Origin of the sequence: Trichocoleus sp. DQ-A1, from assembly GCF_039961955.1 — a bacterium.
Lineage (GTDB): Bacteria > Cyanobacteriota > Cyanobacteriia > Cyanobacteriales > FACHB-T130 > FACHB-T130.
In genome coordinates this window covers 14274-35615 of the sequence record NZ_JAMPKE010000029.1, presented here as the reverse complement: position 1 = coordinate 35615, position 21342 = coordinate 14274, and the positions used below count along the sequence as shown (strand labels likewise).

Below are 21342 nucleotides of genomic sequence, written 5' to 3'. Positions count from 1 at the left end.
TGCGAGCAAAGAACTTAGAAAGTAATGCCGTAACCGACGCCCAGGATAAAACGCGCCCCATCACCAGCATTTCCGGTTACATCAGCAAGCGCTGGAGTGATGATCAGCGGTATATTCTCGAATGGAGCGATCGAAGCACCCACATTCAAATCTTGACCGCTCCATTCGGCAATGACCGATATTGGTTGAGCTACGCGCACGCCTATACTGCCAAACGGATTGACAGAATCTCTACCAGCCTCAATATCAGGTACTGAACGAAAGCGACCGCCACCCAGACCCACAGAGGCAGTAACTGAGGGGGAGAAGCCTGCGGTTGTCCGAGATCCTAGTGGGAAAACTTTACTGACGACACCGTAAACGGTGCTGTACCCCGGATCGGGTTCTCCAAATGTCTCGATATTTTCTACCCCAACAGCGACGGCTATGTCATTAGCAAACTGGCGGTGAATCTTGAAGCTGATGCCACCATCTTCAAAGCTATCATCGCCGAAGAGGTCATAGATTGAGATAACTCCTTCTACACCCACGGCTTTGCGAGCATCGCCCACACCAATACCCGCAGCAATTACCCCATCTGCCTTATTGGTGTTGCGGGTTCTTTCTTGGAAGCCAGCTCCGATAAATGCCTGCCCTCGGTCAGCCCCGAAAGCCGTGGGTGTCGTAATACTGGAATTTCCCCCAATTAACCGCCGTAGCTGTTCTACTATCGGGGGTGCAGGAAGTCGATACTGTTGGCGCAAGGCTGCAACTTGCTCTGCCGTAGGGGGAGGCGGTGTTGTCGCAACGGGTTCGTAGCCAACCACGTAACGAGCGGCAACATCCGTTGGGGGAATCTGCGGCGCTTGCCCCGCATTCACTAAAGCCTGGTAAATAAACGCTGCCACGTCAGCACGGGTGGCTAACTGATTAGGATTTAACAGCGCCACATCTGGATAGTTGACAACTAGCTGATTTTGTGCGGCGGCGGCAACACTGGTGCGGGCATAGGCAGGAATGCTCCCAGCATCCTGAAATAAACCATTTAAAATTGAGGCGGTATCTGCGGTTGGATTCAAGTTAAGTCCGCTGACCAAAGATACCAAGACTTGAACGCGGGGGATGTTTTGATTCGGCTGGAAAACCTGGTTGGGGTATCCTTCTAAAAACCCTGTCCGATAAGCTTCCTGAATGGCTGTGTAACCCCAGTAATTGGCAGGCACATCCACAAAATCGATCGCTTGGCGAGTGGCGGGTCTTTGAAAAGCCTTCCGGATCATGGCGGCAAACTGAGCGCGTGTCACCGGCTCGTCAGGGCGGAAAGAGCCATCTGGAAAGCCTACGATCACTTCTCGCTCTGCGAGTGCTTCAATAAACGTCTGCGCCCAGCTACCTTGTACATCTGGGAAGGTGCTGGCTTGAGCCAGTTGAGTCGGCGTCGTGACGGCTCCAGGTTGCTGTACACTGCTTCCAGGAGCGGCTGGATTGCGAATCGCTGGCAACGAAGAGCTAGAACGGGTGGTTGAAGGAGCAGGCGGGTTGTTGGAACGCAGCGCCTCAGCCCCCAGCATCGTTTTTAAGAGTGCGTCACCCATTGAACCGCTACCCTTGGCTGGTTCTGAAGCGTTCCTGTTACCAGAACTTGCCCCGGTGGTAGCCAGACTGGCAGCTGCATAGAGGATCGTACTGCCCAAAAACATGGAACTTAGTAGGATGCGTAGTCGGTGGTACCACAATTTCTTTTTGCTTGCACTGACACGGCTCCCACCTGTTGCTGGCGTCATAACCTTTCCTCCTCATACCCAAATATTCCTTGCCACCTCAAAGGTACACGAGTTTGGGAAAATTACGTTGGTGATTAAATTTTATACTGCAACTTTTTACGGATTGTATCCGTCAATGGCGTGACTTTGTGTAACGAGGTTTAACAGATTTGGAATGAAGAGTGCTAAGTTGAGCGCCAAAAGGCATCGTGAAACAAGCTGTGATTTTTGTAAGAGCGGTGCTAGTTTTCCGAAACTGGCTACCCGAAGCGTTGCGGGCTTCGCGCTTCTAGCCGTGGCGGCAATGACGGTTTCATCACCAGCGATCGCGCAACTCCCTGGATTGCGCCCTTCTGCTGCCCCAGCGGGAACATCTACCAGACGTGGATCGGAGGCCCCATATACTCTAGGCGCAGGCGATCGCGTCCGGCTGGATATTTTTGAGGTTCCTGAATACAGCGGAGAGTACCAGGTGCTAATCGATGGTACGCTCAACCTGCCAATCATTGGCAGCGTACCCGTTCGGGGATTGAGCCTCGAAAGAGCAACCGATGAAATTTCTAGCAGATACGGTCGCTACATCCGACGCCCCCTGCTGACCATTACTCTGCTGGCACCCCGTCCCGTCAAAATCGCAGTGGCTGGGGAAGTCAATCGTCCGGGTTCCTATACCGTTAACCTAACCGAAGGCAATCAATTTCCCACCGTCACGCAAGCACTGCAATTGGCTGGGGGCATTACTCAAGCCGCCAATATCCGCCAAGTAGAACTGCGCCGCATTTCACCCGGTTCATCGGGAGTCATCGCTGTCAATCTCTGGGAATTACTCAACAACGGTGATTTGAGTCAAGATCTCACTTTGCGAGATGGAGACTCGCTGTTTATCCCCACCAGCCCCCAAATCAACGCCGATGAATCCCGCACCTTAGCGGATGCCAGCTTTGCGCCCCAGAACACCGGGCCGATCAAGATTGTCGTAGTCGGAGAAGTATCCCGTCCAGGGCCTTATATCGTGTCACCAACCACCATCGCCACTGCGAATACTCCCCCTGAGGCGAATGCGACTGCGGCTTCTAGCAGCACTCCTGCCACCGTGACCCAAGCCATTCAAGTTGCAGGGGGAATTACCTCCTTAGCAGATATTCGCCAGGTTCAAGTCCGCCGTTCTGCCCGTTCGGGACCCGAAAAAGTCCTCAATATCAACCTCTGGCAACTTTTACAGTCCGGGGATGTCACCCAAGATGTCATCTTGCAAGAGGGAGATACCGTGGTGGTGCCTACTGCCAGCAATATCGACCCCTCTGAGGTACCCCAAGTCGCATCGGCTAGCTTCTCTCCCAACACCATTCGGGTCAATGTGGTCGGGGAAGTTGCCAAAGCAGGGACGATTGAACTGCCACCCAATACGACCTTGAATCAAGCGGTGCTGGCAGCCGGAGGATTTAACAATCGTGCCCGGAGGAGTTCGGTAGAGCTAATTCGTCTCAACGCCAATGGCACCATATCAAAGCGGAACGTCCCGGTCAATTTTGCTCAGGGCATCAACGATCAAAACAATCCGATTCTACGCAATAACGACGTGGTGGTGGTGAACCGCTCTAACCTCGCTAATTTCTCAGACACGCTGGGGACGGTGTTGAGTCCGCTGGGAGGGGTTTTCAGCTTATTCAACTTCTTTAGAATCTTCGAGTAAAAACGTGGCTGCCTAGGTCTGGAGAGCCACAATCAAGAGCTGAGTAAAAAATTCGATCGTTTGGATGTAGCATCCTGCACATTCATGGTACAAAATGAGGCTAGAACCAGGAATCTCCCTGGCGATCGCGTCAACCAAGCCAACAAGGTGCAGGGGTTTAGATGGAAGCGGGCCAATTTTCTCAACCGTCATCGCCGAAAGGGAATGGCAAGCAATTTCAGCCATTGCCGCTAACCGACGAAACTCAGTTTCTAGAAAACAGCCAGGACGACTTGAATGTTCGTCAGCTCTTGAATGTGGTGCGTCGCCGTGCTTTGGTGATTGCGGGGGTGGCGCTCGTTGTCACGACTGGAATCGGCTTGTGGACATTCAGCCAGACACCCAAGTATGAAGGAAAGTTCCAACTCCTGGTAGAACCCGTCACGGCTGAAAACAAGCTGACTAAACTCACTCAATTGCAGGCAATCGAGCCAGCTCTAAACGACTCTAGTCTGGATTACGAAACCCAAATTAAAGTTTTACTCAGTTCCGAACGGATGGCGGCATTCATCGCTCAGATCCAAAAGCGCTATCCCGATATCGACTATGAGTCACTCATTCTTGAAAACAACCTAACAATTACCCAAATAGATAAAACAAAAATTTTAGAAGTACGTTACCGCGATACCGATCCCGATAAAATCAAGTATGTATTATTTGAGTTAGCTAAAGTTTATTTGAGGTACTCTCTTCAGGAGCGGCAAACTAACCTCAACCAGGGAATTAAGTTTGTAGACGGTCAACTTCCTGGACTTCAACAACGGGTGGACAAACTCCAGGGACAACTGCAAACGTTCCGGCAGCGGTACAACATCCTCGATCCGGAAGAACAAGCCAAACAACTTGCCGTGCTAGCCTCAAATGTTGAGGAACAAAAACTCGATAACCAACTAAAACATAATGAAGTCCGGTCGCTGTATGCAACGCTACAAAAGCAGTTAGGGCTACCCCCCAATCAAGCGATCGCTGCTGCATCTCTTTCGGAAGCACCCCGCTACCAACAGTTACTCAACAAACTTAAGGAAGTCGAAACCAAGCTTGCCACCGAGTCAGCCCGGTTTCTGGAAGAAAGCCCTACCATTCAATCACTCAAAGAGCAGCAGCAAAATTTGCTGCCCTTGTTGCAACAAGAAGCGGCGGCGGTACTGGGAAATAACCTGTCTGGTCTCAACGAACGGCAATATTTGTCTTCCCCCAGCACGGTGCGCTTAGAGCTGATTCAGCAATTTGTGGATGCGGCAAACCAAGTGCAGGTTCTGGAAGTTCGCGGCAATGCGATCGCGCAAGCCGAAAAGCGCTTAAATCAACAAGTTAGACTACTGCCCCTGATTGCCCGTCAGTACACAGATTTACAGCGGGAACTCAACGTCGCAACCGAGAGTTTAAACCGCTTTCTAGCCGTTCGGGAAACCCTGCAAATTGAAGCAGCACAGAAAGCTCTCCCCTGGCAGCTAATCGCCAAACCCCAAAAGCCAGAAGATCCTATCTTTCCCAAGCCAAAGCGAAATCTGATATTAGGCGCGATCGCTGGGGTAATGTTAGGGCTGGCATCTGCCTTATTAGCAGAGCGACTCGACAATGTTTTCCACTCCCCCGAAGAACTCAAAGACAGCACCCGACTACCCATTCTTGGCTTGATTCCCCACCACAAAGAACTCAAACTATTCAAACCCATCGCAGAACTCGCCAACTTCGCCCAGCCAAATGGAAACGGAGCCTCAGCCAAAAACCAAAACGGAGAGACCCCATCCAAAGAGCGTGCCACCACTCGCAAAGCTAGTTGGTACAATGCTTCTCCCTTCTTAGAATCCTTCCGTTCTCTCCATACCAATATTCGTTTTCTCGGTTCTGATACCCCCATCCACTCGCTAGTGGTTAGCTCAGCGTCCCCAGGTGATGGTAAATCCACTGTATCCGTACACCTAGCACAGGCGGCTGCGGCAATGGGACAGCGAGTTTTGTTGGTAGATGCAGATTTGCGGCGTCCTCAGGTTCATAATGTCCTCGGTTTAGAAAATCACCAGGGGCTGAGCAACGTCATTGCCACAGGTCTAACTCCCAGAGAAGCCATCCAGCGCTTGCCCTCCTGGGACAATCTCTACGTGCTAACCGCTGGACAAATCCCACCAGACCCAACCAGACTGCTTTCCTCCAAGCGAATGCAGTATTTGATGGAGCAGTTGAACGCTGTTTTTGATCTAGTGATTTATGACACGCCACCGATACTAGGTCTGGCAGATGGCAGACTCCTGGCTGTCCATACCAATGGCGTGATCATGGTAGCGAGACTGGGCAAAACCGATCGCTCCATCCTGCTACAAGCGATAGATGCATTAAAAATCTCTAGTGCCCCCGTCTTGGGTATGGTTGCCAACGGTGTGAGAAGAAACGCCGGTGGATCGTACTATTACTACGATCGCTACTACACCTCTAATCAAGAATCAGAAGTAGAGAATGCCAAGAAACTCTTGCAAAAGAAACTTGGATTGCGCTAGCTCTTGGCGATTAATTGTTAAGAATTAGTCATTAGTTTCTAGTCATTTTTTTAAATCATGGATAGAACTAATGACTGATAACTAACCGCTAAGCTCCATAAAAAGAGCGATACCACTCAACAAAACGCGGAATTCCAACCTCAATGGGTGTACTAGGCTTGAACCCAACATCTCTTTGTAGATCGCTAATATCGGCATAAGTTTCAGGAACATCTCCCGGTTGCATTGGCAGCATATTTTTCACTGCCTTCGTACCGAGGCAATCTTCCAAAACCTCGATAAAACGCCCTAATTCAACCGGCGTATTATTGCCAATATTGTAAATTTTATAAGGTGCGGCACTCACTCCCGGATCGGAGTCAGCTCCTGCTAGATCAGGATTTGGTTGTGGAATTTTATCAGCTACTCGTAAAACTCCTTCTGCAATGTCATCAATGTATGTAAAATCGCGCCGCATTTTACCATAATTAAAAACATCAATCGGACGCCCTCCTAAAATGGCTTTGGTAAACAAAAACATTGCCATATCTGGACGACCCCACGGCCCATATACTGTAAAAAAGCGCAAGCCAGTCGTTGGTAAACCATACAAATGACTGTAGGTATGCGCCATCAGTTCATTTGCCTTTTTACTAGCTGCATACAAGCTGACCGGATGATCTACATTGTCATGCACCGAAAAAGGCATTTTCTTATTTGCCCCATAAACTGAACTAGAAGAAGCAAACACCAAGTGTTTAACTTGCGAATGCCGACACCCCTCCAAGATATTCGTAAATCCCACCAAATTGCTATCAACATAAGCATGGGGATTTTGCAGCGAGTAACGTACACCGGCCTGGGCAGCCATATGTAGTACTTGTTCAATCTGGGAATTCGCGAATAACTCCGCAATTCCTTGACGATCCGCCAAGTCAATTTTGTAAAACTGAAAATTATTTTTGTCCTTCAGTTGCTCCAAACGAGCTTGTTTTAAATTGACATCATAATAATCATTAAGATTATCGATGCCAATGACCTCTTTTCCTCTATCTAGCAGCAGTTTACACAAGTAAAAACCAACAAAACCAGCGGCACCAGTAACTAGAATTTTCCCCATATTTTTGTTTCTACTAGCTGTTAGCAGTTTGGTAATTGATGTAGCGTCATTGACAAATAATGGCGATGAGCGCGACAAATCCAAAGGCGTTCAAGTCCAAAGTCTAGCCCAATTACTCAGCCGAATGCCATAGTTCCGCACATGAACCCCTGGTGACACTAAGGGTTCATGTGTCCTTACAACCCCATGAAACTGATGCAAGCTACCTGGAGCGTGTCCTGTGTACGCTCCAGGCAGCTAACTGGGAGCATTTTGTTGATGAGAGCGAAAAGCGCTACGCGAGGAGCGCAGGTACGTGTATACGCTCCTCGCGTAGCGTATGCTGCTTTATGCGGCTACTCCCTTACCTGCATCTGCCGCCTAGGAGACGCTCCTGCTTCCTTGAAACAAGGAACTATCCCAGCCGTGTCTAGTCTGATGAAGAGCTTTAAGTTTAATTCTGCTTAGCGTCGGATTACGAGGTTTGTCTATTCCGTTTCATTTTGCCCATTCAACTTAAGTCTGTCACCTTACGTATGGTAATCACTCACCTGCACAAATTTTTAACAACCTCGACTGCTAAAACTTCTAAATCTCAGATGATATTTTGGTTCACTTTAAGCTTAACTTTCGCCCTCATTTATAGTTTTTTAGGACTCAAGCAGGCTTTCAGTAGCTCATATGTGGTGCAAGATGATGCACGAGTATATGTGTTTTGGATGCAGCGATTTGTAGATTCAAGCTTGTTTCCGAATGATTTTATTACTGACTATTTTCAAGCTATAACCCCCTCTGGATATGCTGCTTTCTATCGACTGATAGCATTTTTGGGGATTGAGCCACTTGGCTTGAGTAAATTACTACCAGTCTTTTTGACACTGCTGACAACCGCCTACTGTTTTGCAGTCTGCCTGGAAATATTTCCGGTACCAACAGCAGGATTTATTAGTACGCTGCTGCTCAATCAAAATCTTTCCATGAGGGATGATTTAGTTTCTAGCACTCCCCGATCTTTTATTTATTTATTTTTTCTAGCATTTTTGTACTATCTGCTGCGGCGCTCTTTATTTTTATGTCTAGGCGCGATCGCTTTGGCTGGATTGTTTTATCCCCCGTTGTTGTTCATTTTAGCCGGAATCTTAATCTTGAGACTGTGGCGCTGGGACGGACATCGACTCCATCTATCTAAGAATCGGCTTGATTATCTGTTCGGCGCTACTGGGCTGGGATTTTGCCTGCTAGCGATCTTGCCCTATGCTTTGAAATCCTCTGAAGTTGGCCCAGCGATCGCTGGGATGGAGCTAAGATCGTTACCAGCATTTTCTCAAACGGGAAGAATTCCTTTTTTTGATAACACTAATCCCCTGTGGTTTTGGCTATTTGGGCAACATAGTGGTCTTTTGCCTAATGTGTTTGAACATCCCCTATCTCTGCTGGGATTATTCTTGCCAATCTTAATGCGCTATCCCGACAGGTTTCCCCTAATTAAGCAAATTGCCAGCAACATCATCATTTTGCCTCAGATTGCGCTAGCATCTTTCGGGATATTTGTGGCTGCCCATGCCATGCTCTACAAGCTTTTTGCTCCGGCTCGTTACACGCGATATAGCTTCAAGTTGGTGATGATTTTGAGTGCAGCAATCGTATTAGTCGCACTGCTTGATGCAGTTTTTAAATGGGCAAAGCAGCAAGATAAACTATTAATTCGGCGGCAGTTTATAGCTTTGGGATTCACCACTCTACTAGGAACTACAATCCTCTTTTATCCGTACTTATTGGAGAAATTTCCAAACAGTAACTATGTCGTTGGTAAGGCACCTGCACTATATGAATTTTTTCAGAAACAACCTAAAAATATTCTGATTGCTTCTTTATCGGAAGAAGTGGATAACCTGCCTACTTTTTCCCAGAGAGCTATTTTAGTCGGGTGGGAGTATGCAAATCCTTATCATGTAATATACGAGCGTCAAATTCGCCAACGAGCTACCGATTTAATTCACACTCAGTACACTCAGAATTTGGCAGAAATTCAAAATTTTATTCAAACCTATGATGTGGATTTTTTTTTGCTGGATCGCGCAGCATTTACTTCTGAATATATTACCAACAATCCTTGGTTTAGGCAGTGGCAGCCGCTAGCGAAAGAGATGTTAGGAATGCTAGATCGGGGAATGATTCCAGCCATGTCTGGTCTGATGCAGCGTTGTTCGGTTTTTGAGACAGGGGAGCTGGTTGTACTGCAAGCCAAATGTATGATTAAAGCCACCCTAGATTAAATACTACTGAAATCATTTCAGCTTAAGGTCGCCACAAATAAAGGGTTGTCAGTGGCTACTGCAATAGACTCGAACTGACTCTTTCAGCGCTAGGCTAACGCCTCGCTTCGCTAACGCGATCGCAGCCAATCTTCTACGAACCAAAATCAGAAATCAAAACTCTAAAAGGGGATGAGTTTTAGGGAATTGACGGATTGGTGAAACATATCAGCGCTACTTAAGTCTTTTGGATTATGCATTGATTGTAGGTTAAGAGTGTCACCTACGCGATCGCAAGCAGACCCTTTCAAAGCAAGTCTCATTCTGAGTACGCGAGTGTGGGAAAATTCCCAAATATAAGGAACAGGTGTAAGGAGCAGAGTTGACACTTAACATAGGACAAGCCGATAGTATTCATCGGTAGAAGCCTGTAATCATTTCTAAAGACACCCTCGTTACCGCCGTTGCTAGTTTTCTATGAAGAACTCCCCAAAATCGGGTAATGAAACAGCAGCTACCCGTTCCAATCGGCGTCTATGGGTACTATTAAGCCGCACCGGCCTTGGCCTGGGAATTATCCTGTTGCTTGGCACAATTGGCGGGGTCTGGTGGGCGTGGATTTTTGTCCATCAGCGGTTAGCACCGATTGTTGAAGAAAATCTCAGTCAAACGCTGAAACGACCCGTGCAACTGGGGAAAGTTGAAGGCTTTTCCATCAACAATCTGCGCTTTGGTGGCTCCTCGATACCAGTTACGCCCACTGACCCCGACCGCGCTTCGGTAGAAGGTGTAGACGTGGTTTTTGATCCGCTAGCGCTGCTCTTTAGGCGGACTTTGGAGCTAAATATTACCCTGGTCAACCCTGATATTTACGTTGAACAGGACAAAGAGGGACGCTGGGTTTCTACTGAACTGAAGTCAGAAGAACCGAGTGGGGCGATTAAGACGGATATCCAAAGCGTTCGGGTTCAAAACGCGGATGTAGTGCTGCTCCCAACGCCCAAAATCGTAGAGAGGAAAAAAGGCAGCCAGGAAGCAAGAGGAAATGTAGATGCAACGCCTCTTCCCACTCAAACTCCCCCGCGCAGTAACATTCAAGACACGCTCACCAGACGGCTGGAACCTCTCTTTCCCAGGACACAGAAGAGGGGGGTGCCAATTACTTTTCGCCAGGTAGGTGGTACGGCTCGCTTTTTCGATAACAACCAGCGGATTCGCTTTGATGTCAGCGGTCAATCGCAGGTCGAATTAGGGGCACCGAAACAAAGTGTTCCTCAAAAACAGCAGCCCAATCCAACGGCTACACCCATCCAAAGCAGCCTCAAAATTTCTGGCGAATACCGCGCCCCAACCGGGCAAACCAACCTGCAAGTTCAAGGGCAGAACCTGAGTGCAGTCGATGTCGATCGTTTAGCTAAGCTGCCAATAGACTTGTATGCAGGGCTGTTGGATGGCAACTTGGAAGTCCGATTCCAAAATGAAGAGCGAGCCACATTTCTGGGAACAGCTATCCTCAAAAATGTGAAAGCGCAGGTTGCAGAGGTGCCGCAACCGTTTAGCAATACTAACGGACTCTTGCGATTCAACGGATATGCGATCGCGCTGGAGAATGTCAGCGCTCTTTACGGTCAGGTTCCCGCAGTTGCCAATGGGGTTATTGATACCCAAGAAGAAAAGGGTGGGTACAACATTGCCGCCCAAGTGAAATCGGTCGCGATCGCGACTGCCCTCAATACTCTCAAAGTAGAGTCACCTTTCCCCGTAACTGGACAAGTCCGCGTTGACGTGCAGCTCAAAGGAGCGCTGGAAAAACCGATCCTCTCAGGAACCGTCGCCACCCTCCAGCCCACCGAAAAAGTGCCCCTAATCGTAGATAAGGTAAACTTTCGCGGCATCAGCGGTCAATTTCAGATGATCGATACCCTCCTCACCATTACCAACATCCGTGCCTTGCCTAGCGTTGGCGGCAGACTGGCTGGTAATGGTCGCATTCAGATGGGCGACAAAGGAGGATTGGTATTCGATGTCATCGGTCAAGACATTCCAGGGGATGCCGTTGCCCAGATTTACAACGCCAAGCCGAGCAATATCCAAATCGGCACCGTAGCCGCCAAAGCACAGCTTTTTGGCACCACCGGCAACCTCCAGACCGTCGTGCAAGTTCAGGCACCCCAAGCCACCTACCCAGGCAGTGGAGAAGTCATCGTTACTCAGGACAAAACCTACTTTCGCAACACGACTCTGAGCGTCGGGGCAGGCACCGTCAACCTCAAAGGTCAGGTGGCGGAGGGTCGCTGGGAGGCGGCAGGCGTTGCCGATGATGTTCAACTAGCACGTTTGGCAGAACTCCCGCCACAGTTGCAGTCAGCCCAGGCAGATGGGACATTTAATCTAGCGGGAAGTGTCGATTCTTTCCAAGCGGAAACGATTCGCGGCACCGCTCAAGCGAATGTCCGGGTTGCTGGTGGCACCGTCAAGGCATCAAAAATTGTGATGAATGCAGGGCGCTGGCAAGCTTCTGGGCAGGCTTCTGCTGTCCAGTTGAGGCAGCTAGCCCCGCAACTGCCGCCGCAATTCCAAAATCAAACCGCAAATGGTTCTTTTAACTTATCTGGAAGTCTAGCTGCCTTTAAACCCGAAACCATTAGTGGCACCGCCTCGGTTCAACTGAATATTGGCGGGGGCAGCGTCAATGCCTCAAACGTTCGGCTGAACAACGGTCGTTGGCAAGCTTCTGGACAAGCGTCTGCCATTCAATTAGCAACGGTTTTGCCCCAATCACCCGTCCAAGGGCGACTCAATAATGGTTCCTTCAACCTGTCAGGAAGTTTGGCGGCTTTCACCCCGGAAACGATTAGCGGGACTGCCCAAGGAAATCTTCAGGTTGGCGGTGGTCGCGTCAGTGCCACCAACGTGGAGTTTGGCAACGGTCGTTGGCAAGCTTCTGGGCAAGCTTCTGGTGTCCAGTTGGCAAAGGTGTTGCCCCAAATTCCGCCGCAATTCCGAGGTCAGCTGAATAATGCTTCTTTTAACGTCTCCGGTAGTCTGGAAAATGTTAGCGCCGAAACGATTAGCGGAGAAGCTTCAGGGCGTCTGAATCTTGGCGGTGGCACCGTTACTGCCTCGACTGTCCAGTTTCAGAACGGTCGCTGGCAAGCTCGCGGACAAGCGTCTGGGGTACAACTAGCACTGGTGTTGCCTGAACTGCCACCGCAATTCCAAGGTCGGTTGAATAATAGTTCTTTTAATGTATCGGGGAGTCTGGGGGCGTTTAGCCCGCAAACCGTTACCGGAACAGCTTCTGGAAGCCTGAATGTGGGTGGGGGAACCGTCAGTGCCGCCAATGTAGAGTTTGGCAACGGTCGCTGGCAAGCTCGCGGACAAGCGTCTGAGGTTCAGTTAGCAACGCTATTTCCCGAACTGCCACCGCAATTCCAAGGTCAGCTGAATAATGGTTCTTTTAATGTATCGGGAAGTCTGGCGGCTTTTACGCCAGAAACTCTTAGCGGCACGGCTTCTGGAAGCCTGAACTTAGCTGGAGGCAGCGTCAGTGCCGCCAACGTACAGTTTGGCAATGGTCGCTGGCAAGCCTCTGGTGAGGCGTCCAATATCCAACTCGCTAGAGTGTTTCCCCAATCGCCCCAATTCCAAGGGCAACTGAATAATGGTTCTTTTAACCTATCCGGAAGCTTAGCCGCTTTCAGCCCCGAAACGATTACTGGCACGGCTTCTGGAAATCTGAACTTGGGTGAGGGAAGCGTCAGTGCAGCCAACGTACAGTTCGGCAACGGTCGCTGGCAAGCATCTGGCGAGGCGAATGGCGTCCAGTTGGCAAAAGTATTTCCCCAACTGCCCCCGCAATTCCAAGGTCGGCTGAATAATAGTTCCTTCAACTTGTCCGGCAGTTTGGCTGCCTTCACCCCGGCAACTCTGAACGGGACGATTTCTGGAAGTTTGAATGTGGGGGATGGCACCCTCACCGCCTCAAATGTTCAACTCCAAGACGGGCGCTTTGCGGGTTTAATTTCTGCTAATAATGTTGACCTGGAACAGCTTGTCGCAGCATTACCAGATTCCGTGCCGGTTCCGGCGCTGCGAGGACGGGTGAGTGGCAACGTTGATGCTTCTGGGTCGCTGAGTGCTGTCAATCCAGCGGCTATCCGAGCAACCGGACAGTTGCGCGTCGAAAATTTTGCCGCCAATGACTTGGTGTTCGACCCCGTTCTCACCGGGCAAATCAATTTAGTCCCCGGACAGCCGAGTAGCGTTGAGCTAGCAGGCAATCAACAAGACCGGATTTCGCTGGTGTTGTCGCCTAGCTATCAACCCGTCTCTTTTTTAGTGAAGCGTGACGAGGTGCTGGCACAAGGCAACCGCGAGGGCGATTTGTTGGTGGTGGATGTGCAAAACGTTCCGCTCAAATTGTTGAAAGATTTAGCTCCCCAGAATGCCTTAGCAAGTCTACCGCCAGCGATCGCATCCCAACCCATCGAAGGTAAACTTTCTGGAGATTTTATCCTGAATCTCGCCAATTTTAATGTTGCCGGGAATGATGTAGCGATCGCTCAACCCGTGCTTGGTACCATTAAAGGCGATTTGCTAACCATCGGCAGTTTCCGCTATGCCAATGGTACCGCCACCTTGGATGGGGGAGAGTTCCGCCAAGGCGAAAGTCTATACGCCCTCGCCGGTAGCGTCACTCAAACCTCCAGTGGGCCAGAACTGCAAGGTTCGCTGAAAGTAGCTCAAGGAAAAATCCAAAACGTCCTCCCCCTCCTGCAAATCTTTGATTTACAAGACCTCGCCAGAGGCGGACAACCTCCTACCTATGCCAGCGCCGCCGAGGTTAAACCCCAACCCGTCGGTCTACCCAATGCTAGCCTGGAAGCTCAACTGCGCCGCTTATCGGAAATAGAAGCCATCCTTGCCGCCCAGAAAGAGGAACGGGAAGCTTCGCCCATCCCCGAACTCAAAGACCTCACCGGCAATTTCTCCGGCGGAATCAATGTAGCAGCTTCCCCTAGACAAGGCATTAACCTTGACTTTGACTTCGGCGGCAATAACTGGAAGTGGGGCAGAGACGACCAGCCCAATCGTCTCTACACCGCTGATAATGTGATTGTCAAAGGCAGCTTCCAAAACGGCGTCCTCACCCTTCTGCCCTTACGAATTGAATCTGAAGAAACGCTGCTTGCCTTCACTGGCACCCTTGGCGGAACCGAACAAAGCGGTCAGCTGCGCCTGAGAAATGTCCCTGTCGCCCCATTCCAACAGTTCGCCAATTTACCAGTCGATATCACTGGGAATCTCAATGGAACCGCAACCCTAGCAGGCAGCATCAACAATCCCCAAGCCATCGGCGAACTGGCTCTCACCGATGCCACCCTGAACCAAACCGCCGTCCAAGCGGCGCGGGGCAGTTTCCGATACACCAATGCTCGTCTGACCTTCAGCAGCACCATCGCCACTGCCGAAGCTGGGGAGCAGGCAAACCCAGAAGCCGGGGAGACTCCGCCCGATACTCAACCTGCAACAACTCCTCGTACCCCATCTCCAATCGCCAGTATCCCCTCGACGACTCAAATCACTGGCAGCATTCCCTTTTATCAGTTGCCCTTTGCCTCCGTTGCACCCGATAACAACCAACTCAGCCTGGATTTAAACGTTCAAAATGAGGGACTTTCCCTGTTAAACCTGCTTTCGCGTTCTGCTGTCACTTGGGTGGATGGTACCGGACAAGTGCAACTCAACGTTCAGGGTACGGTGAATCCAAATACGGGCAAATTAAACCAGCTTGTCGCTAACGGGATTGCGACTGTTGACGATGCCACTATCAAGGCGCAAGCTTTGCCCGAACCGCTCACTGATGTCAACGGTAGGGTCTTATTTAACTTTGACCGCATCCAAGTAGAAAACTTCCGGGGTGACTTTAGTGGTGGTGAAGTGGTCGCCTCCGGAGCCATCCCCATCTCAGGCACGGGGCAAGAGTCGGGGGATAAACTCACGGTTAGCCTTGAAAAACTCGCTGTAAATTTGAAAGGGTTATACTCAGGCGGCGTCAACGGCAACGTGGAGATTACTGGCTCGGCTCTCAATCCGCAAATTGGTGGTGAAGTGCGACTTGCCGATGGTCGGGTGCTGATAGGAGAGACGGCAGGGGATGGCACAAACGGAACGGCTTCACCCGGTGGTGGTACCGCTACCCCATCATCCCCAACCTCTGACGAGCAACCCTTCACTCCCACATTTAATAACCTGCAACTGGCTTTAGACAAAGGCGTCGAAATCTCCCGCCCACCGCTGCTGAGTTTCCAGGCGACTGGTGGCTTTACTCTCAATGGCACTTTGGATGAACCTCAGCCAAAGGGGACGATTCGGCTAACCAGGGGTCAGGTGAATCTGTTTACGACTCAGTTCCGCTTGGCACGCGGCTACGAACACACGGCTGAGTTTACCCCCAGTGATGGACTTGACCCGGTTCTAGATATTCGGCTGGTCGCGTCTGTTTCCGAAGTAACCCGCAGCCGGATTGCTGACACAACCGCCACGGGTATTGTGAGTAGCGAAATTAGCGATGTTCCCGCTACCAATTTAGGGGCATTGCGAACGGTTCGCATTCAAGCCAGAGCCACAGGTTCGGCAAGTCAATTGGCAGATAATCTGGAGCTGACCAGTAATCCGCCTCGCAGCGAGAGCGAAATTGTCGCCCTTTTGGGTGGTGGCTTTGTGGAAACGCTAGGTCGGGGAGATACCACGCTAGGACTCGCAAATTTGGCAGGTTCGGCACTGTTGACACCTTTCCAAAATGTGGTGGGAGATGCGTTGGGATTAAGTGAGTTTCGCTTATTCCCCACGGTGGTTAGGGATGAAAAGTCCCGCACTTCAACGTTGGGCTTGGCGGCAGAAGTTGGGGTTTCCGTCACTCCTAAGCTTTCTGCCTCTGTATCGAAGATTTTGACTGCTGATGAGCCTCCTGAGTTTGGTGTTACTTATCGAGTTAATAATGAGATTCTGTTGCGAGGTGGCACCGATTTGTCTGGGGAAACGAGGGGAGTGGTGGAGTATGAAAAGCGCTTCTGAAAAAAAGGACTGAGGGGTGAGGACTGAGGACTGAGGACTGAGGGCTGAGGGGTAGAGATGTCAGGGGTGAGCAGTCAGGGGTGAGAAGTGACTATCGAGAGAATTGCCAACGACCTAGCTGTACTGCGTTGAGTGTGGCAATATATTCCTCCAAGTTAAAAGAAGACTCCGTTTCTCTTTGGGGGAGGGTTTCTTCAATGACAAGCGGCAAACCCAACATCGCCGCAGACGTATTCACTAGACAGTTGCCCAAATTCGTGGCATCGTAGCCACCTTCTAACAACAGCAGGTAATGCCCACCCACAGAAGCGATCGCTTCTGCGACTAAACGGGTTAGGTTGTAGTAAAGTTGGGCACTCAGGCACAAGCCTGCACCAGGATCGTACAGGTAAAGATGATTGATATCATCGAAGTGTCCATCAAACCCTGCCGACACAATCACGATGTCGGGTTTAGCCTGGGCAATTAGAGCCGGGATGATAGTTTGGAACAACGCCCAATACTCATCATCTGCTAGCTTCGCGGGTAGCGGCAGGTTGATAATGTTACCTTGTGCGCCAATATCCTCCAGATTGCCGGTTTGCGGGTAAAGCTCTTTACCAAACTGGTGGAGGGAGCAAAAAATGATACGCGGGTCGTCCTGTACGATATCTTGGGTGCCATCTCCGTGATGCAAGTCCCAATCCAAGATTAAAACACGCTCTACACCCTCTTTTTTTAAGCAATACTTGGCTGCGATCGCTGCATTATTAAATAAGCAGAAACCACCCGCTTGTTTGCGTCCGGCGTGGTGTCCAGGCGGACGGTTTAAGCACACAGCGCTTTGAATCTGCCCGGACAAAATGCCCTTGAGGGCGCTAATTCCTGCCCCAGCGGAAATCAAGGCGGTTTTGTAAGAGCCGGGGCTTACATAGGTAGACTCAGCCAAATACCCGCCAGCCGCACTGATTGCCCGGACTTGAGCAATGTATTCCGATGTGTGTACCGCCTGTAAATCCTCTTCCGTTGCCGATTCTGGCTCAAGAAGAGTCATCTGCTGGCTTAACCCAAAATCTCTTAGCGCTGCCATTGCTGCTGTCAGGCGACTACTGGATTCCGGGTGGGGAACCGGACTAACGACTGGGTAAGGAAACTGAATTTGGTCTAACGTGTAAACTGGGTCAAGCAAATCTTGCCCCGCTACCCGGTGATATAAATTATTTCCTTCGACCCTAATTTGACCAGGATCGTGTATAGCAAAATCAGGCGTATAAATTAGGGCAATTGGCAACATCTTGGTCATTAGTTATTCGTTCTTAGTTATGAGTCCTCAGGTAACAACTAATGACTTTTTATCCATTACCCATTGTCCGAAAATGGCATTTATGGATTTTTTGCAGGACTTGTATCGCTGCTCATTGGCTTGCGCTTCATCAACCTGGGACTCATACCAATCGATGTGCCAGCAGGAACTGGGTTTATCTTAGTTGGTTTAGGAGGAATTTTTGCTGTACCAACTCTCTATTTCAAAGAAAACCGGCTCTTCCGAACTGTTGGAGCCATTGTGTTAATTGTGGCAGCCCTCATTTTTGCGTTTATTGGATTGAGTTCCTACTGGGCACATCTTGCTAACTTCTCGACGTGGCAACCCATGCCAAAGTAATTGCCGTAAAACGACTCCAGTAAACTTACAAGGAGTAATCCGATGATTACATATCGCACCGTTTCGATCGATGGTTTAGATATCTTTTATCGAGAAGCTGGTTCTCGCGATAATCCAACGATTCTGCTGTTGCACGGCTTCCCAACCTCATCTCATATGTTCCGCAATCTGATGCCCGCGCTTAGCGATCGCTTCCATCTCGTTGCTCCCGATTATCCGGGTTTTAGTAACAGTTCGATGCCAACTGTGGATGAGTTTGATTACACGTTCGATCATCTGGCACAGATCGTCGAGAAATTTATCGCTGCGATCGCTCTCAAGAAATATAGCCTTTACTTAATGGATTATGGTGTTCCGATTGGTTATCGGATTGCGGCTAAAGCTCCAGAGCGCGACACCGGGCACTTTGCGCTGGAAGAAGATGGGGATGCGATCGCAAACTACATCCGTCAATTTCTCGCGTCACGGCTTCAACCCATCCCTGCCTAATGAAAACAAAGAAACACTACTTTGATTTTTGTTGATTCTCTTAGGCTATGAAGTAAGCAATGAAAACGATTGAACGAGAAAGATACTCAACGTCAACAAAGTTTTAGAGGGTTTACAGATGAAGATTTTTGTTGCCGGAGCAACAGGAGCAATCGGTCGTCCGCTACTCAACCAATTACTTGCCAGAGGTCACGATGTTATAGCTCTAACCCGCTCCCCGGAAAGGGCACAGTCATTAGTGGCAGAGGGAATAGAGCCTGCGGTCGCGGATGTATTCGACGCTGATTCAGTTAAAGCGGCGATCGCCCGCGCTCAACCGGAAGTGGTGATTGAACAACTCACCGCCCTACCCAGGACTTACAGTCGTGAATCCATGAGTGCAGCAGCGCCTCTGAATACGCGCATTCGGTTAGAAGGGGGTGCCAACGTGCTGGCGGCTGCACAGGCAGCAGGGGTGCGCCGCTACCTGAGACAGTCGGTCGCCTTCTGGGGAATTCCCGGTACTGGATTGGCAGATGAGGAAACACCGTTATCGCTTGATGCCTCCCCCGCCGTTGCCGCCGATGCTCGCCTCGTAACTGAAATTGAACACCGTTTATTGGAAACATCCAATCTCGAAGGAATTGCTTTACGCTATGGTTTCTTCTACGGACCCGGCACTTGGTTCAACCCGGATGGCGATGTAGCACAACAGGTGCGACAGCAACAGTTTCCGATCGTCGGGAATGGTAATGGCGTTTGGTCCTGGTTACACATTGAGGATGCAGCGATCGCCACAGTTGCAGCCGCAGAGCAGGGCAATCCTGGTGTTTATCTGATTGCGAACGATCGCCCTTTAGCGGTGCGCGAATGGCTCCCTGCGTTTGCTCGATCGCTGAATGCTCCACCACCGCCACAGGTATCAGTTGAGGATGCTCTGAAAAGGGATGGTGGTGCGGATATTGTTTACTACCAGACTCAGATGCGAGGCGTATCGAATGCCAAGGCAAAACGCGAACTGGATTTTCAGCCGCGATCGTTGGAGTGGATCGTTGACAGCGCCGTGGCTGATGCCAGTTAACGTTCTAGCATCCAGATGGCTATCGTAATCAGGAAGAATGAAGGCATCATGACAACTCAAAATGTAACCATTCCAGCCTTTTCAGGCGGCAGTTTTAACGCCTATCTATCAGCACCCGATACTCAGCCTCGTGCAGGGATTGTGCTGATTCAAGAAATTCTTGGGGTCAATCCGAATATGCGACAGACTGCCGATGATTATGCTAAGGCAGGCTATTTGGTACTGGTGCCGGATCTGTATTGGCGACTGGAACCCGATGTGCAACTCGATCCTGGCAAGGAGGAGCATTGGGCTAAAGCCTTTGAGCTACTTCGAGCATTTGATGTGGATAGCGGCGTAGAAGACCTCAAGGCCAGTCTATCTTTTCTGCGGCAGTATCCCAGCAGCACAGGCAAGGTCGGCAGTGTGGGCTTTTGTTTGGGCGGCAAACTGGCATATTTCATGGCAACACGCACCGATGCGGATGCCAACGTCAGTTACTACGGTGTTGAGATTGACAAGAATTTAGCCGAGGCGACAAAGATTCAGAAACCGCTGATATTGCATATAGGTGGAAATGATGAGTATGTGTCCCCAAGCGCTCAAACAACCATTCAGCAAGGACTGAAAGACAACCCTCTGGTCACAATCTATCGCTATGAAGGAGTGAGTCACGGGTTTAGCCGCATGAATAGTTCCGCTTATCGCCAAGAAGCCGCAGAATTAGCACGCGATCGCACGTTGGCGTTTTTAAAACAGCATTTAGGGTAGCGGGACTTAAACGCAAAGCGATTGAGATTTGGCGCACAAACAGCTATCAACTTCAACAAGTGTGAGGTAAAAGATGACAAAAGTTTTAATCGTTTACGCAACTGATTACGGCAATACCCAGAAGATGGCAGAAGCGGTAGCATCTGGTGTGACATCAGTTCCAGGTACTGAAGTGGCGGTAAAGTTTGTTGAGGATGTTACTGAAGATGATGTAATCGCCAGTGATGGTTTACTGAAGAGAGGCTGGAAGCTGCCAAGTATCATGGTGCGAATGTAACACGAGTGGCTGCTGCCTTAGCAGGCAAAGAATTGTTTGCCAAGTAAAAAACTCAGGACTAGCCCTCAGCAGGAAATAATGTCGCCTCGGAAACAATGTTGATGGGACAAGGATTGTAGATAACAATCCTTGTCCCATCAACAAACCCTGCTAAGTTAACTAGCTTGACAGTGCTACTTCAACAGATTGTTTACTGCCAATCAGTAGCTTAGCTAATTTTTCCTTAAGAGCCTCTGCTGATTCTACTGCTGGCATCATCCTAAGCATGAACTGCCAGGGTGGTTATAACATCAATATTTGGCAGAAACATACTTCTGGTGAACTACTCTATCGTGCAACTAATCCCAACGGGAATTTAAGTTTGGGCAGAGGAACTAGCCAAAGGACAGAAGGCGTTTGAGTGTATAAGTTTCGGAATAGAAACTATGAATATTGGGTGTGGGATGGTACGTTAGATAATCCGCAGGCTGGAACTTTAGAGGTGTATAAAAACAACCGGATCTTGATGCAGCGAGCTTGTAGGAAAAGTTGAATTCTAAGAGAGGGTGTTATTCTCTAATGCTCGAATTGCGAACACGATGAGCGAATGATTCAGCCGTTTTTCATCTGAAAATCAGAAGTTGGCAGTCGGATTCCGGTATTTTTGCTTACCTTGGGATGCACTTGCTTCGCCCATACTTTACACCCCATTTACATCTACCGAAAGAGTTCAATCAGGGGATTTTCTCAAGATGATTCACTC

At 49.7% G+C, this 21342-nt stretch carries 11 protein-coding genes and 1 pseudogene; 9 read left to right on the top strand and 3 right to left on the bottom strand.

Annotated elements, in window-relative coordinates:
• Positions 1-14: 14 nt before the first annotated feature.
• Positions 15-1763: an S-layer homology domain-containing protein gene (locus NDI33_RS21415; protein WP_190677570.1), complete on the bottom strand. Its 1749-nt coding sequence runs from the start codon at positions 1761-1763 to the stop codon at positions 15-17.
• A 283-nt stretch (positions 1764-2046) separates the two neighbouring features.
• On the opposite strand from NDI33_RS21415, the gene NDI33_RS21410 reads away from it, so the two are divergent.
• Both NDI33_RS21410 and NDI33_RS21405 read left to right on the top strand, forming a co-directional pair.
• Positions 2047-3435, top strand: coding sequence for an SLBB domain-containing protein (locus NDI33_RS21410; protein ID WP_242033227.1), 1389 nt, complete (start codon positions 2047-2049; stop codon positions 3433-3435).
• Positions 3436-3596: 161 nt separating this feature from the next.
• On the top strand, positions 3597-5969 hold the full coding sequence (locus tag NDI33_RS21405; RefSeq protein WP_190677566.1) for a polysaccharide biosynthesis tyrosine autokinase: 2373 nt from the start codon (positions 3597-3599) through the stop codon (positions 5967-5969).
• Positions 5970-6057: 88 nt separating this feature from the next.
• On the opposite strand, the gene NDI33_RS21400 is transcribed toward NDI33_RS21405, so the two are convergent.
• Positions 6058-7068, bottom strand: a complete 1011-nt coding sequence (locus NDI33_RS21400; RefSeq protein ID WP_190677616.1) for an NAD-dependent epimerase — start codon at positions 7066-7068, stop codon at positions 6058-6060.
• A gap of 662 nt (positions 7069-7730) precedes the next feature.
• On the opposite strand from NDI33_RS21400, the gene NDI33_RS21395 reads away from it, so the two are divergent.
• Complete coding sequence (locus NDI33_RS21395) at positions 7731-9323, top strand: hypothetical protein (RefSeq protein WP_348245665.1); 1593 nt, start codon at positions 7731-7733, stop codon at positions 9321-9323.
• 456 nt (positions 9324-9779) lie between these two features.
• Complete coding sequence (locus NDI33_RS21390) at positions 9780-16382, top strand: translocation/assembly module TamB domain-containing protein (protein ID WP_190677561.1); 6603 nt, start codon at positions 9780-9782, stop codon at positions 16380-16382.
• A 91-nt stretch (positions 16383-16473) separates the two neighbouring features.
• Here NDI33_RS21390 and NDI33_RS21385 read toward each other — a convergent pair whose 3' ends face one another.
• Positions 16474-17664 carry a histone deacetylase gene (locus NDI33_RS21385; protein WP_190677559.1) on the bottom strand — a complete coding sequence of 397 codons (1191 nt, stop codon included), beginning with the start codon at positions 17662-17664 and terminating at the stop codon, positions 16474-16476.
• Between the two features lie 63 nt (positions 17665-17727).
• On the opposite strand from NDI33_RS21385, the gene NDI33_RS21380 reads away from it, so the two are divergent.
• The 5 genes and pseudogenes from NDI33_RS21380 (at position 17728) to NDI33_RS21360 (ending at position 20600) form a co-directional block, all read left to right on the top strand.
• On the top strand, positions 17728-18024 hold the full coding sequence (locus NDI33_RS21380; RefSeq protein ID WP_199302553.1) for a DUF981 family protein: 297 nt from the start codon (positions 17728-17730) through the stop codon (positions 18022-18024).
• A 42-nt stretch (positions 18025-18066) separates the two neighbouring features.
• A pseudogene (locus tag NDI33_RS21375) lies at positions 18067-18417 on the top strand (alpha/beta fold hydrolase); the annotation flags it as partial.
• Positions 18418-18631: 214 nt separating this feature from the next.
• Positions 18632-19573, top strand: a complete 942-nt coding sequence (locus NDI33_RS21370; RefSeq protein WP_190416110.1) for an NAD(P)-dependent oxidoreductase — start codon at positions 18632-18634, stop codon at positions 19571-19573.
• Positions 19574-19621: 48 nt separating this feature from the next.
• A complete protein-coding gene (locus tag NDI33_RS21365; protein WP_190416111.1) occupies positions 19622-20323 on the top strand; it encodes a dienelactone hydrolase family protein in 702 nt (233 codons plus the stop codon).
• A gap of 73 nt (positions 20324-20396) precedes the next feature.
• Positions 20397-20600 carry a flavodoxin domain-containing protein gene (locus tag NDI33_RS21360; RefSeq protein ID WP_190416112.1) on the top strand — a complete coding sequence of 68 codons (204 nt, stop codon included), beginning with the start codon at positions 20397-20399 and terminating at the stop codon, positions 20598-20600.
• The last annotated feature ends 742 nt before the right edge of the window (positions 20601-21342 follow it).

Bases quoted from the DNA above. Each gene is read 5' to 3' on its own strand.
- NDI33_RS21385 (WP_190677559.1), bottom strand. From the start codon at position 17,664: ATGACCAAGATGTTGCCAATTGCCCTAATTTATACGCCTGATTTTGCT.
- NDI33_RS21415 (WP_190677570.1), bottom strand. From the start codon at position 1,763: ATGACGCCAGCAACAGGTGGGAGCCGTGTCAGTGCAAGCAAAAAGAAA.
- NDI33_RS21365 (WP_190416111.1), top strand. From the start codon at position 19,622: ATGACAACTCAAAATGTAACCATTCCAGCCTTTTCAGGCGGCAGTTTT.
- NDI33_RS21400 (WP_190677616.1), bottom strand. From the start codon at position 7,068: ATGGGGAAAATTCTAGTTACTGGTGCCGCTGGTTTTGTTGGTTTTTAC.
- NDI33_RS21370 (WP_190416110.1), top strand. From the start codon at position 18,632: ATGAAGATTTTTGTTGCCGGAGCAACAGGAGCAATCGGTCGTCCGCTA.
- NDI33_RS21410 (WP_242033227.1), top strand. From the start codon at position 2,047: ATGACGGTTTCATCACCAGCGATCGCGCAACTCCCTGGATTGCGCCCT.
- NDI33_RS21390 (WP_190677561.1), top strand. From the start codon at position 9,780: ATGAAGAACTCCCCAAAATCGGGTAATGAAACAGCAGCTACCCGTTCC.
- NDI33_RS21405 (WP_190677566.1), top strand. From the start codon at position 3,597: ATGGAAGCGGGCCAATTTTCTCAACCGTCATCGCCGAAAGGGAATGGC.
- NDI33_RS21360 (WP_190416112.1), top strand. From the start codon at position 20,397: ATGACAAAAGTTTTAATCGTTTACGCAACTGATTACGGCAATACCCAG.